Origin of the sequence: Streptomyces rimosus, assembly GCF_008704655.1 — a bacterium.
Taxonomy (GTDB): domain Bacteria; phylum Actinomycetota; class Actinomycetes; order Streptomycetales; family Streptomycetaceae; genus Streptomyces; species Streptomyces rimosus.
Genome location: NZ_CP023688.1, coordinates 1,091,127 through 1,104,965 on the forward strand (window position 1 = coordinate 1,091,127; position 13,839 = coordinate 1,104,965).

General features: G+C 72.5%; 9 protein-coding genes. 4 read left to right on the top strand and 5 right to left on the bottom strand.

Features of this window, described 5'->3' with window-relative positions; translation table 11 throughout:
• Positions 1 to 16 precede the first annotated feature (16 nt).
• Positions 17 to 3,196 (top strand): glycoside hydrolase family 2 TIM barrel-domain containing protein, encoded by a 3,180-nt coding sequence (locus tag CP984_RS04390; protein WP_003981116.1) that lies wholly within the window; start codon positions 17 to 19, stop codon positions 3,194 to 3,196.
• A 34-nt stretch (positions 3,197 to 3,230) separates the two neighbouring features.
• Here CP984_RS04390 and CP984_RS04395 read toward each other — a convergent pair whose 3' ends face one another.
• Complete coding sequence (locus tag CP984_RS04395; RefSeq protein WP_226048611.1) at positions 3,231 to 4,301, bottom strand: hypothetical protein; 1,071 nt, start codon at positions 4,299 to 4,301, stop codon at positions 3,231 to 3,233.
• A gap of 329 nt (positions 4,302 to 4,630) precedes the next feature.
• On the opposite strand from CP984_RS04395, the gene CP984_RS04400 reads away from it, so the two are divergent.
• Positions 4,631 to 5,806: an SGNH/GDSL hydrolase family protein gene (locus tag CP984_RS04400; protein WP_003981714.1), complete on the top strand. Its 1,176-nt coding sequence runs from the start codon at positions 4,631 to 4,633 to the stop codon at positions 5,804 to 5,806.
• A 9-nt stretch (positions 5,807 to 5,815) separates the two neighbouring features.
• Here CP984_RS04400 and CP984_RS04405 read toward each other — a convergent pair whose 3' ends face one another.
• From CP984_RS04405 to CP984_RS04415, 3 genes are read right to left on the bottom strand one after another with little or no spacing between them, the layout of a single operon-like run.
• Positions 5,816 to 6,238, bottom strand: coding sequence for an ASCH domain-containing protein (locus CP984_RS04405; RefSeq protein ID WP_030179587.1), 423 nt, complete (start codon positions 6,236 to 6,238; stop codon positions 5,816 to 5,818).
• 5 nt (positions 6,239 to 6,243) lie between these two features.
• Positions 6,244 to 6,675, bottom strand: a complete 432-nt coding sequence (locus tag CP984_RS04410) for a DoxX family protein (protein WP_003981712.1) — start codon at positions 6,673 to 6,675, stop codon at positions 6,244 to 6,246.
• Positions 6,676 to 6,715: 40 nt separating this feature from the next.
• A complete protein-coding gene (locus CP984_RS04415) occupies positions 6,716 to 8,572 on the bottom strand; it encodes an ABC transporter ATP-binding protein (RefSeq protein WP_003981711.1) in 1,857 nt (618 codons plus the stop codon).
• 96 nt (positions 8,573 to 8,668) lie between these two features.
• Between CP984_RS04415 and CP984_RS04420 the strand changes: the two genes are divergently transcribed.
• A complete protein-coding gene (locus CP984_RS04420) occupies positions 8,669 to 9,127 on the top strand; it encodes a MarR family winged helix-turn-helix transcriptional regulator (protein ID WP_003981710.1) in 459 nt (152 codons plus the stop codon).
• 76 nt (positions 9,128 to 9,203) lie between these two features.
• A complete protein-coding gene (locus CP984_RS04425) occupies positions 9,204 to 12,161 on the top strand; it encodes an FAD-binding and (Fe-S)-binding domain-containing protein (protein ID WP_003981709.1) in 2,958 nt (985 codons plus the stop codon).
• 21 nt (positions 12,162 to 12,182) lie between these two features.
• Here CP984_RS04425 and CP984_RS04430 read toward each other — a convergent pair whose 3' ends face one another.
• Positions 12,183 to 13,541 carry an alpha-amylase gene (locus CP984_RS04430; protein WP_003981708.1) on the bottom strand — a complete coding sequence of 453 codons (1,359 nt, stop codon included), beginning with the start codon at positions 13,539 to 13,541 and terminating at the stop codon, positions 12,183 to 12,185.
• Positions 13,542 to 13,839: the final 298 nt, after the last annotated feature.

Sequence of the window (13,839 nt, forward strand, 5' to 3'; positions counted from 1 at the left end):
CGTTCGGAGCTGTCTCATGAACGTACGTCGCATCAACCGCCGGTCCTTCCTCGCCACCGGCGCCGCACTGGCCGGGTGGGCCGCGTTCGCCGCACAGAAGCGAGCCTTCGCCGCCTCCGCCGCCTCCGGCGGGGAGTGGGACGCCGCCCCGCGGATCTTCCAGGTCAACCGCGAACCGGCCCGCGCCCGCCTGATCCCGTACGGCGACGCCCGGACCGCACGGGCCGGTGAGTTCCACGCCTCCCCGTACTACCGCTCCCTCAACGGCAGGTGGCGCTTCCACTGGTCCAAGAACCCCGACGAGCGGCCCCGCGACTTCTTCGCGCCCCGGTACGACGACAGCGGCTGGGACCGCATCACCGTGCCGTCCAACTGGGAGATCGAGGGCTATCCGGAGCCTATCTACCTCAACGTGAAGTACCCGTGGATCGGGTACGAGGACCCGCAGCCGCCGCACGTCCCGCACGGCTTCAACCCGGTCGGCTCCTACCGGCGCGCCTTCACCGTCCCCGGCAACTGGGACGGCCGCCGCACCCTGCTCTCCTTCCAGGGCGTGAAGTCGGCGTTCTTCGTGTGGGTCAACGGCGAGCGCGTCGGCTACAGCGAGGACAGCTACACCCCGGCCGAGTTCGACATCACCGAGCGGCTGCGGCCCGGCGCGAACGTGCTGGCCGTCGAGGTGTACCGGTGGTCCGACGGCAGCTGGCTGGAGGACCAGGACATGATCGACCTGTCCGGGATCTTCCGCGACGTGTACCTGTACTCCATCGCCCCGGTGCACCTCCAGGACCTGCACGTACGTACCGTTCTGGACGCTGCGCACCGCGACGCGGAGCTGACCGTGGCCGCGACCGTACGCAACCGGGGCGGGGCAGCGGCGGACGCCCACCGGCTCAGAGCGGAGCTGTACGACGAGCGGGGGCGGCCCGCGCTGCCCGCGCCGCTGTCCGCCGAGGTCCGCTTCGGCGACGGGCCGGAGGCCACGGTCGAGCCGAAGGCCACCGTCCGCGCCCCGCACCTGTGGTCCGCCGAGACCCCGCACCTCTACACGCTCGTGCTGACGCTCACCGACCCGGCGGGCCACACCGTGGACGTGCAGAGCAGCCGGGTGGGCTTCCGGTCCGTCGCGTACGGGCCCGGCACGCTCACCGTCAACGGGCAGCCCGTCGTCTTCCGCGGCGTCAACCGGCACGAGACCGACCCCGACCACGGTCAGGCCGTCCCCGAGGAGCGGATGCTCCAGGACATCCGCATCATGAAGCAGCACAACATCAATGCCGTCCGCACCTCCCACTACCCGGCCGATCCGCGCTGGCTGGAACTGTGCGACGAGTACGGCCTGTACGTCGTCGGCGAGGCCAACCTGGAGTCGCACGGGGTTCGCGACCGGCTGCCCGGGAGCCTGCCGGAGTGGACGGACGCCTGCCTGGACCGGATGCGGTCGATGGTCGAACGGGACAAGAACCACCCGTCCGTCGTGGTCTGGTCGCTGGGCAACGAGGCGGGCCAGGGCAGCACCTTCCGGGCCATGGCGGACTGGACGCACCGCCGCGACCCGTCCCGGCCGGTGCACTACGAGGGCATGAACGCGGTCGCCGACATCGAAAGCCGGATGTACGCCAAGCCGGACGAGGTCGAGCGCTACGGGCAGTCCGGCAATCCCAAGCCGTTCCTCCTGTGCGAATACGCGCACTCCATGGGCAACAGCACCGGCAACTTCCAGGAGTACTGGGACGTCTTCGAGCGCTACCCGAATCTGCACGGCGGCTTCATCTGGGACTTCGTCGACCAGGCCATCCGCCGGCCCGTCCCCGGCGACCCGAAGCGCACGTATCTCTCCTACGGCGGCGACTGGCACCCCGGCTACCCGACCGACTGGAACTTCTGCTGCAACGGCATCGTCTCCGCCGACCGCGTGCCGCACCCGGCCATCCACGAGGTCAAGAAGGTCTACCAGGCCGTCCGGACGGCCGCCGCCGATCTCGCCGCCGGCACGGTACGGATCAGCAACCGGCAGCTGTTCCTGGGGCTCGACGGTTACGAGCTGCGCTGGGAGGTCACCCGCGACGGCGAGCGGATCGAGCACGGCACGCTGCCCGCGCCACAGGCCGCGCCCGGCCAGGAGACGACCGTACGCATTCCCTTCACCCGGCCCGAGCGGCCCGCGCCCGGAGCCGAGTACTGGCTCAACCTCTCCTTCGTACTGCGCCACGCGACCTCCTGGGCGGACGCGGGCCACAGCGTCGCCGCCGAACAGCTCGCGCTGCCCTGGCACGCCCCCGCGCCCGCCGAGCCCTCCCCCGCCGGACTGCCGCCGCTCCGCCTCACCGAGTCGGACCGGACGGTCACCGTCACCGGGCGCGACCTCGAACTCGTCCTGGACAAGGCGAGCGGCACCCTGTCGGCCTACCGCCACCGCGGGCGGGCGCTGCTGACCGCCGGACCGGTGCCCAACTTCTGGCGCGGGCCAACGGACAACGACATCGGCCGCGACGCGCACAAGTCGCTGCGCACCTGGCGCGAGGCGGGCGCCAAGCGCACCGTGACGCGGGTGAAGACCGCGCAGCCGTCCGCCGCCGAGGTGAGCATCGAGGTCACGGCCACGCTGCCCACGTGGCCCGCCGCCTCCCGCTGGAACACCGTCTTCACCGTGCGCGGTGACGGCGAGGTACGGGTGCGGCACACGCTCACGCCGGGCCCCTGGCTGCCCGACCTGCCGATGGTGGGCGCGCTGCTGACCGTACCGGCCGGGCTGGAGACCCTGAGCTGGTACGGGCGGGGGCCGCACGAGAACTACTGGGACCGGCGCACGGCGGCGTTCGTCGGCCGCTACCGCAGCAGCGTCGACGCCCAGTTCGGCCCGTACGTCCGGCCCCAGCAGACCGGCAACCTGACCGATGTGCGCAGCGCCTCGCTGACCGGGCGCGACGGTACGGGGCTGACCGTGCGCGCGGAGCCGGGCGACGGCGCGCCGCTGCTGGAGCTGAGCGCCCTGCACTACGCGCCGTCCGACCTGGAGAGCGAACGGCACGAGCATCCGTACGAGCTGAAGCGGCGCCCCGAGACGGTGCTCGGCGTCAACCACCGGCAGATGGGCGTCGGCGGGAACGACTCGTGGGGCGCGCCGCCGCTGGACACGTACCTGCTGCGTGCCGACCGGCCCTACAGCTACGCGTACCGGCTGCGGCCGGCGTGAAGCAGGTGCCCCCGCTCCGGCCCGGCGGGGGCACCTACTCGTACATGACGTATTCGGGCTGCGGGCGCAGGGCCAGCACCTCCTGGTGGGTCATCAGGCGGCTGCCCTTGGGGTCTTCCTCGTAGAAGAGCTTGAAGCCGGTGTGCATCCCCCGGGACAGGTTTGTGACCAGGTGGTTCCAGGTCTCCCGCTTCAGGCCCGGCGAGCCGATGCCGTCGGCGCACTTGACGGCGGCGACGCCGGGCTGCGGCCGGAACGCGTGCTGGTCGCGGACCACCGAGGAGGCCACCTGGTGGAAGATGAAGGGCTTCTCCGGCAGGTCGTGCTCGCGGACCAGGCCGGAGAGGTAGCGGGCGATCTCGGTGAGTTCGCGGCCGTCGGTGCTCCCGTAGGTGTCGCCGGGCTTCTCACCGGGCCCCATCTCCCACTCGGGGTCCAGGGCGATGCCCACGTCCGGGTGCACCAGCCATTCGCGCAGCGCCTTGACCTCGCCCAGGGCCGAGGCGCGGCCGGGCTGGATGTTCAGGAGCAGCAGCGCGCGGTGCTTGCGGGCGGCCGCGTGGAAGCGGCGGACGGTGTCGGCGTCGGTACGAGAACGGTAGGTGCCGTCGGAACCCGCTTCCGCGTTGGCGACCGTGGCCAGCAGTTCCAGGACGGGCAGCGGTTCGCGGTCGCCGGCGTAGGTGTGGGCGAGCTTTTCGATCTCCCGGGCGCGCTCGTCCAGGTCGCCGGTGCCGAGGCGGCCGAGGGCCGCGAATCCGGGCAGGCCGCAGAAGCCGGCGAGTTGGTACCGGGGGAACAGCTGTCGGCCGCCGCGCGGCAGTTGGGGGCGCTTCTTGGCGGGCTTGTGCGAGGAGCCGGGCGTGGCCGCGCCGGTACGGGGCGGTGCCGCGCCGGGCGGTGCCGCGTCGCCGTCCGCCTTTCCCGCGCAGGCGGTGAGGAGGCCGAGGCCGGCCGCCGCGGTGGCGGCCAGGACGCCGCGGCGGCCCGGCTCGCGCGTCATGTGCCCGCCCGGGCCCGTGGTGCCGGTGGGTGCGCGGGCCGCCCGCCGGGCCGCCGGGTGCCCGTCGTCCGCCGTGGGCCGGCCGGGAGCGCTGTCGACCACGTCGCCTCCGAGTGTGCGTAGGGGTGGGTGCTGTGGGGTGAGGTGGTTGCGTCGTGCGCCTTGCCGGTTGTGATCGGGTGAAACTCCGCCCGGCACGCTGTCTGCCTTATCACGATCAAGATTGCGCCAGCTTCGACCGGCCGGGTGGCATCGCGCCTCTCACCCGCTCGCCACCCCCCGGCTCCCGCCTTCGGCCGCAGGGTGACCCTGGCGTTGGTAGGCATCCGATGCGTACGCAGCCCGGGGGGCTGGGTGGCCGGACTCCCGCTCAGCAGACTCGTGATCACCGCGTCCGCGGAAGAATTCACGGCAGAAAGCGAGCGACCGTCATGAACGGCACCACTGAGTGGCAGGCCGGCTGGAGCGCCTCCGTCCAGCGCCCCAGCAGCGGCTTCGACAAGAATTGGGCCGAGGAGGGGTTCGCCGACCAGACGGTGCGTCAGGTCGTCCGGGTCACCGGCTCCGGTGCCGCGGCCCGCGTGAAGCTCTCCAACCGCTACGGCACGGCTCCCCTGGAGATCACCGGCGCCGCCCTCGCCCGTACGGACCGGGGCGCGGCCGTCCGGGCGGGAACCACCCGCCGCCTGACCTTCGCGGGCGCCGAAACCGCCCGCATCCCAGCAGGCGGCGAGATCTGGAGCGACGCGGCCGAGCTGCCCGTGGCCCCCTTCGACCACCTGACGGTGAGCCTGTACTTCGCGCGGCCGACCGGCCCCGCGACCTTCCACGCCCAGGCGTTCACCACCGCCTACCGCGCCGCGGGCGACCAGCTGACCGCCGCCGACCCGGCGGTCTTCACCGAGACCACACTCTCCTGGTACTTCCTCGCCGACGTGGAACTGGCCGGCGGCCCGGCCCGCCGGGACACCGTGGTGACGTTCGGCGACTCGATCACCGACGGCTTCTCCTCCACCACCGACACCGACCGCCGCTACCCGGACGCGCTCGCCGGACGACTGGCACGAGCGGGCCTGGCACGCCCGGTCCTCAACGCCGGAATCGGCGGCAATCTGCTGCTCAGCGACGCGCCCTGGTTCGGCGAACGGGCCGGCGCGCGCTTCCGGCGGGACGTCCTCGACAAGCCCGGGGTACGCACCGTCATCGTGCTCGTCGGCCTCAACGACATCGGCTTCAGCGAGGTGGACCCGGCCGCGTACCCGACGTACCGCCCGAACCCGGACCGGTCCGCCGAAGCACTCATCGCCGGCTACCGCGACCTGATCACCCAGGCCCACGCGACCGGAGTCCGGGTCGTCGGCGGCACGATCCTGCCCTTCGAGGGCGCCGAGTACCACACCCCCACCTCGGAGGCCAAGCGCCAGAAGATCAACGCGTGGATACGCGACTCCGGCGCCTTCGACGCGGTGGCCGACTTCGCCACGGCCCTCGCCGACCCGTCGAACCCGTACGCCTTGCTGCCCACGTACGACAGCGGCGATCGCAAGCATCCGAATGACGCGGGGTACCGGGCGATGGCGGGGGCGGTGGATCTGGGGGCGCTGTGAGCTGCCGTCCTACAAGCGCTCGACGACCCGGAACCGTTCCGTCACGACCCGCGTGTCGTCATCGACCCTGAATTCCGGGTCGCCCAGGGCCTCGCGCATTTCCGGGCTGTGCCAGAAGGTTTCGTGGTCGGCCCGCCAGTCGGCCAGTGTCTCGTGGCCCTCGCCCTCGTCCACGGCGTGTCGCAGGTCCACGTCGGCCAGGCGTAGCACTCGTACTTCCGTCACCTCGATGACGGCCACGGGGCGGCCGTCGGAGGCGGGGACCTGGTAGCGCTCACCTGCCCGCGGGAGGGGGTCGCCCGCGTGTTCGTAGTCGGCCAGCAGGCCCGTGGTGGTGGTTTTGGCGCCGGAGAGGACGGCGGCCACGAGGCGGTCCCGCAGGGGGCCGGGGAAGGCGAACTCGAAGGTCGGCAGGGGCTCTTGGGAAGGCATGGGAGTCAGGGGCGGGGTGTGGCGGGGGCCGGGCGGGCGGTGCGGGCCGTGTGGAGGGCCCAGGCCACCATGGGGAGTTGGAGCGGGAGGCGGCCGTAGGCGATGGCCCTGAGGGGCGCGGGGCGGTGGCGCCAGTCGCGGGCCATCTTGATGTTGGCGGGGAAGACGGCGGCGAACAGGCCGGCGGCGGCCAGCGCGCCGGCGCGGCGGGTGCGCGGCAGGGCCACCGCGGCGGCGACCGCCAGTTCCGCGGCGCCGCTGGCGTACGTCCAGGTGCGCGGGGAGCCGGGCAGCGCGCGCGGCACGATCGCGTCGAACGGCTTGGGGGCGAGGAAGTGGAGCGCTCCCATGCCGCCGAGCATCCGGGCCATCGTCAGGGCGGAACGGTCCGCCGAACGGCCGGCGGAACGGTCGGTGGTGCGGTCGGCGGCTGCCACGGGCGCTCCTGGGGTCGGTCCGGTGCGGTCGGAGCCGACCTTACCCATGCGTCAGGTCGGCGGACAGGGGCTGATCACCGTTGGGGACGAGGTGTGCGTCACGCCGTACCAGGGCCGCGTACCGGCCGTCGGCGGCGAGGAGTTCGCCGTGGGTGCCGCGTTCGGCGATGCGTCCCGCGTCGAGGACGACGATCTGGTCGGCGTCGCGGACGGTGGACAGGCGGTGCGCGATGGTGATCGTCGTGCGGCCCTTGGAGAGCGCGTCTATCGCCTGCTGCACCGCGTGTTCCGTACGGGTGTCCAGCGCGCTGGTGGCCTCGTCGAGGACGAGGACGGGCGGATCGCGCAGGATCGTCCGGGCGATGGCGAGCCGCTGCTTCTCGCCGCCGGAGAAGCGGTGGCCGCGCTCGCCCACGAGGGTCTCGTAGCCGTCCGGCAGGGCCGCGATGTGGTCGTGGATCTGGGCCGCGCGGGCGGCGGCCTCCAGTTCTTCGTCGGTGGCGTCCGGCTTGGCGAAGCGGAGGTTGTCGGCGACGGAGGCGTGGAAGAGGTACGTCTCCTGGGAGACCACGCCGACCGCGCGGGCGAGGGAGTCGAAGTCCAGGTCGCGTACGTCGACGCCGTCCAGGGTGACGCGGCCCGCCGTCACGTCGTACAGGCGCGGCACCAGGTAGCTGAGGGTGCTCTTGCCGCTGCCGGTCGCGCCGACGACGGCGAGGCTGGTGCCGGCCGGGGCGGTCAGGTCGATGTCGCGCAGGGTCGCCGGAAGGGGCGTGGTCCCGGGCTCGGTCTCGGGGCTGTCGTATGCGAACGTCACGCCCTCGAAGCGGATCTCGCCGCGCGGTTCGGCCAGGCGTACCGGGCGGGCCGGTTCGGTGATGGTCACCGGCAGGTCGAGGTATTCGAAGATGCGCTGGAAGAGCGCGATCGAGGTCTGCATCTGCACGCCGGTGGACAACAGCGAGACGGTGGGGCGGAGCAGGCCCTGCTGGAGCGTGACGAAGGCGACGAGGGTGCCGAGGGAGAACTGCGGGCCGCCGATCTGGAGGACGAGTCCGGCCGACCAGTAGATGAGGGCGGGCATGGCGGCCATGACGATGCCGATGGTGGCCATCCGCCAGCGTCCGGCCATGTTGGCGCGGACCTCCAGGCCGACCAGCCGCTCGGACTCGGTGGCGAAGTTCTTGGTGAGCGAGTCGGCGCGGCCCATGGTGCGGCCGAGCAGGATGCCGCTGACCGACAGCGATTCGGTGACCATGGCGGACATCGCGGCCATCTGCTTCTGCCGCGCGGTGGTGATCTTCTTGCGTTCGTTGCCGACCCGGCGGCTGATCCAGACGAAGAGCGGGAGCAGCAGCAGGGAGACCAGGGTCAGCCGCCAGTCGAGGGCGATCATGGCGACGATGGTGGCGACGACCGAGGTGAGGTTGGAGACCAGGGAGGTCGCGGTGGAGGTGACGGTGGCCTGCATGCCGCCGATGTCGTTGGCGATGCGGGACTGCACCTCGCCGGTGCGGGTGCGGGTGAAGAACGCCAGCGGCATGCGCTGGAGCTTGGCGTAGACGGCGGTGCGCAGGTCGTGCATGACGCGCTGGCCGACGGTGGTCGAGATCAGCGTCTGCAGGACGCCGAAGACGCTGGTCAGCACGGCGGTGGTGATCATGCCGGCGGCGAGCAGGGTCAGCAGGCCGGTGCGGCGTTCGGGGATCGCCACGTCCAGGACGGCGCGGAGCAGGAACGGGGAGGCGACCGAGACCAGCGAGGAGGCGGCCACCAGCAGGCCCACCGTGGCCAGCCGGCCGCGGTAGGGGCGGAAGAGGGCGAGGATGCGCCGCACCTGGGCCGGCTGGGCCGGGTCCCGGGGCGGCGGTGTCCACTCGGGTACGTCGGGGCGCATGGGCTCCTTCGGAAGCGGTACGGGAACAAGGTTCCGCCGAGCATAGTTCATTGTTACCTATACTCACAATGAACCTGGTCCTGATATCCTCCGGCCATGTCCTCCCCCGACCCGGCCCCCACCGAACCCGACCTGGCGGAGCAGCTGGTGCGGCTCACCCGCCGTATGCACCGCGCGCAGCAGCGGCACATGGAAGACCTCGACATCGCCCTGACCCCCGCGCAGACCCGGCTGCTGCGCATCGTGGACCACTACCGCGACCAGGCGCCCCGGATGGCCGACCTGGCCGCGCGCCTGGAGGTCGTGCCACGGGCGGTGACCACGCTGGTGGACGCCCTGGAGGCGAAGGACGCGGTACGCCGGGTGCCCGACCCCGCCAACCGCCGGGTCGTACGGATCGAGCTGACCGACACCGGCCGTTCGACGCTGCGCGCGTTGCGCGGCGCGCGCCGGGACGCCGCACGGGACATCCTGGCACCACTGACCGCCGAAGAGCGGGAGGTGCTCGGCGGCCTGTTGTCCACCCTCGTCGACGGGGCGGCCACCCGCTGCTGAAACACTGGCCCGGGTGGCCGCTCCGGACGCCGGACCGGCCGCCCGAGCGAGCCGAGCGGACCGGAGGTACGTCGTCATGCCCCTGCTGGAACCGAAGCCGGAGGCCCTGCGGCCGGCCGCCGCCGAAGGCCCGTACCACGACCGGGTGACGGACCGGCAGGCGTCCGGCACACCGGAGCGGCTGCGCGACGACCTGGTGGCGCTGCTCGGTCCGGACAAGGTGCTGCACCACGTCTCCGACCTGGTCCGGTACGCCTCCGACGCGAGCCCGTACCGCTTCGTGCCGCAGGTCGTCGTGCTGGCCGAGGACATCGACGACGTCTCCGCGGTCTTCTCCTACGCGCACGGCAAGGGCCGCAGCGTCGTCTTCCGGGCCGCCGGGACCTCGCTCAACGGGCAGGCGCAGGGCGAGGACATCCTCGTGGACGTGCGCCGGCACTGGGCGGGCGTCGAGGTGCTGGACGGCGGCGCCCGCGCCCGTATCCGGCCCGGCACCACGGTCGTACGGGCCAACGCCGCGCTCGCCCGGCACGGCAGGCTGCTCGGCCCGGACCCGGCCAGCGCCATCGCCTGCACGCTGGGCGGCGTGGTGGCCAACAACGCGTCCGGCATGACGGCGGGCACGACCCGCAACTCCTACCGGACGCTGGCCTCGGTCACCCTCGTGCTGCCCTCCGGGACCATCGTGGACACCGGCGACCCGGCCGCGGACGAGGAGCTGGCGCACGCAGAGCCCGAGCTGTGCCGCGGACTGCTGGCGCTGAAGGCGGAGATCGAGGCGGACCCGGAGCTGGTGGCCCGGATCCGCGCCAAGTACGAGATCAAGAACACCAACGGCTACCGCCTGGACGCCTTTCTGGACGGCACCACCCCCGCCGAGATCCTGCGCGGGCTGGCGGTGGGCTCCGAAGGCACCCTCGCCTTCATCGCGGAGACCGTCTTCGAGACGCTGCCGCTGAACCGGTACACCTCCACCGCCCTGCTGTTCTTCCCGACGCTGAGCGCCGCCGCCGCGGCCGTGCCGCTGTTCAACGAGGCGGGCGCGATCGCCGTCGAGCTGATGGACGGCAACACGCTGCGCGCCTCGGTGAGCGTGTCCGGCGTACCGGCCGACTGGGCGGAGCTGCCGAAGACGACCACCGCGCTGCTGGTCGAGTTCCGCGCGCCCGACGAGGCGGCGCGCGAGGCCCAGGAGGAAGCCGCGCGCAAGGTGCTGGCGGGGCTGGAGCTGGTCGCCCCGGTCGCGTCCGTCACCAACGAGTTCACCCGCGACCCCGCGGTCATCGCCGGGTACTGGAAGGCCCGCAAGGCGTTCGTCACCGCGGTCGGTGGCTCCCGCCCGTCCGGCACGACGCTGATCACCGAGGACTTCGCCGTACCGCCGTCCCGGCTCGCCGAAGCCTGCACGGCGCTGCTCGAACTCCAGGACCGGCACGGCTTCGACGCGGCGGTCGCGGGCCACGCCGCCCACGGCAACCTGCACTTCCTGCTCGCCTTCGACGCCGCCCGGCCCGCGGACGTGGAGCGCTACGCCGCCTTCATGGACGAGTTCTGCGCGCTGACCGTCGAGCGCTTCGACGGCTCGCTGAAGGCCGAGCACGCCACCGGCCGCAACATCGCGCCGTTCCTGGAACTGGAGTGGGGCCCGCGCGCCACGGAACTGATGTGGCGGATCAAGCGGACCCTGGACCCGCACGGCATCCTGGCCCCGCGCGTCCTGCTCGACCGCGACCCGAAGGCCCATCTGCGCGGCCTGAAGACCATTCCGCAGGTCGAGGCGATCGCCGACCCGTGCATCGAGTGCGGCTTCTGCGAACCGACCTGCCCCAGCCAGGACCTCACCACGACACCGCGTCAGCGCATCGTGCTGCGCCGCGAGATGATGCGCCAGGCCCCGGCGTCGCCGGTCACCGGTGCCCTGCTGGACGCGTACGGCTACGACGCGGTGGACACCTGCGCGGGCGACTCCACCTGCAAGCTGGCCTGCCCGGTCGGCATCGACACCGGCGTGATGATGAAGGAGTTCCGGCACCGTCGCCACTCCCCCGCCGAGGAACGCGCCGCGGCGCTGACGGCCCGGCACTTCAAGGCGGTGGAACGGTCGGCACGGCTGGCGGTGGCCGCCGCCGCGAAGATCGGCGACCGGATCGGTGAGGGGCGCGCCGACCGGCTGCTGAAGTCCCTGACGGGCGCGGCGCGCAAGGCGGTACGACCCGACCTCGTACCGGAATGGCTGCCGCAGATCCCCGGCGCCGCGGCCCGCAAACCGCCCGCCACCCGGCGGGTGGGAGCCGCCGCGGTCTACTACCCGGCCTGCGTGAACCGCATCTTCGGGGAACCTGACGGCTTCGACGGGCCCTCCCTGCCCGAGGCCGTCGTGGCGGTGTCGGCGCGCGCGGGCAAGCCGGTGTGGATCCCCGACGACGTGCAGGGCACCTGCTGCGCCACCATCTGGCATTCGAAGGGCTACGACGAGGGCAACGCGGTGATGGCCAACCGCATCGTGGAAGCGGCCTGGGGCTGGACCGCGGGCGGGCGGCTGCCGCTGGTCGTGGACGCGTCCTCGTGCACGCTGGGCATCGCCCACGAGGTCGTGCCGTACCTGACCCCGGACAACCGGGAACTGCACGCCGAACTGACCGTCGTGGACTCGGTGGTCTGGGCGGCCGAGGAACTGCTGCCGCACCTGGAGATCCACCGTACGGTCGGCTCCGCCGTGCTCCACCCGACGTGCTCCATGCGCCACCTGGGCGACGAGGCGCAGCTGCGCGCCGTCGCCGAGGCGTGCGCGACGGAAGTGGTCGTCCCCGACGACGCGGGCTGCTGCGCCTTCGCCGGCGACCGCGGCATGCTGCACAAGGAACTCACCGAGGCCGCAACCGCCAAGGAGGCCGCCGAGGTGACGTCCCGCCACTTCGACGCGCACCTGTCCGCGAACCGGATGTGCGAGGTGGGCATGGACCACGCGACGAACGGCCGGGGATACCACTCGGTTCTGCTGGCGCTGGAGGGGGCTACTCGGGTGGGGGGTTGAGCCGCCGACCGCCCCACTCCCTCATCCCCCGACCCGCAACGCCACCGCCCCCTTCCCCGGCACCGTCAGCCGGGCCGTCCCGTCGTCCCCGACGGTGGCCGTGTGGCCGTCGCACGCGTCGGGTGCGGCCCGCAGGAGGTCGCAGTACGTTCCGGCGGGCAGGGACGTGGCGAACGTCCGCTCCAGGGCCGCGTCGCCGTTGTTGAGGGCGACGAAGCCCTTGCCGTCGCGTGCGAAGGCGATCGCGTCGCCGCCGTTGTCCCACCAGTCGGTGAGCGGCGCGGAGCCCACCGCGTTGCGGAAGCCGACCATGGCGGTGATCTCCCGCCGGGCGTGCAGGCCGGTCCAGCCGTCGGTGCCGGTGGGCGGGCCGGCGTCCTTGTCGGTCCACGCGTAGCCGGAGTGGACGTTCGGTGAGCCGTACGGCGAGGCGAGCATGAAGACATTGGCGAGGAGATGGGCCGCGCCGTCCTTGTAGGTGAGCGTCGAGCCGTTGCGCTCGGTGTCCCAGTTGTCGACGAATGTACGGGCGTGCCCGCCGTCCAGCTTTCCGTCGGCGACGGACTTCAGCTGCGCGAGGCTGCCGCTCTGGAACGCGGCCTTGAGGTGGGTCCCGTACCGGAATTCGTCGACGTCCCCGGTGCCGGTGTACTCCTCGGGCCGTACCGCCTCGCCGTCGCCGTACACGGCCTCCTGCACCCAGAAGCCGGGGTCCTTCATCCGGCCCTTGACGGCCGCCAGGTCAGCGGCGGCCATGTGCTTGGCGGCGTCCACACGGAAGCCGTCCACACCCAGCGACCGCAGGTCGTCGAGGTATCCGGCGATCGCGGTCCGCACGTGGTCGCTGCCGGTGTCGAGGTCGGCGAGGCCGACGAGTTCGCAGTTCTGCACGTCGCCGCGGTCGGTGTAGTCGGATATGTCCTTGCGGCACGTGTGGAAGTCGCGGTCGCCGTAGAGGCCGGGGTAGCCGTACTTGGTGTACGCCGTGCCGCCCGTGCCGGTGCCGGAACCGGCGGCCATGTGGTTGATCACGGCGTCGGCGATCACCCGTACACCGGCCGCGTGGCAGGTCTCGACCATCTTCGCGAAGGCCGCGCGGTCGCCGAGCCGTCCGGCGATCCGGTAGCTGACGGGCTGGTACGAGGTCCACCACTGGCCGCCCTGGATGTGCTCGGTGGCGGGTGACACCTCGACGTAGCCGTATCCGGCCGGGCCGAGTTCATCCGTGCAGGCCCTGGCGACCTGCGCGAAGGGGCGCTCGAAGAGGGTGGCCGTAACGGTTTTCGGGCCGGGCGGGGCGGCCTGCGCCGTCCAGGGGGTGGCGGCGGCGAGGCCGGCGACGGCCAGGACGCCGGCGAGGGTGCGGGCACGACGCTGCATGCTGCGGCTCCTTCGGCAGGCGGGAGCGGCCGGTCTCCGGTGGTGGGGCACCGCCGGCCGGCTCCGCGCGGGCAGCCGTGTTCCGGGCTGCCGTGGGGGGAATGTCCGACGGAGCCTGCCGTTCCGCCGGTTGATCCGTCAAGAGTTTTCGCAAGGCTTTTCAGCCCCTTGCGCAAGGAGCGGGTCGCGCCGCCCCAGGTCCGTACCGGCGGGTGGCGGCCGCCCGTACGGGGCATTCCGTCCGGGCGGCCCTCTTGTGCCCCGTACCACTCAACCGACAAGGTCCTCTGCGAGGTTC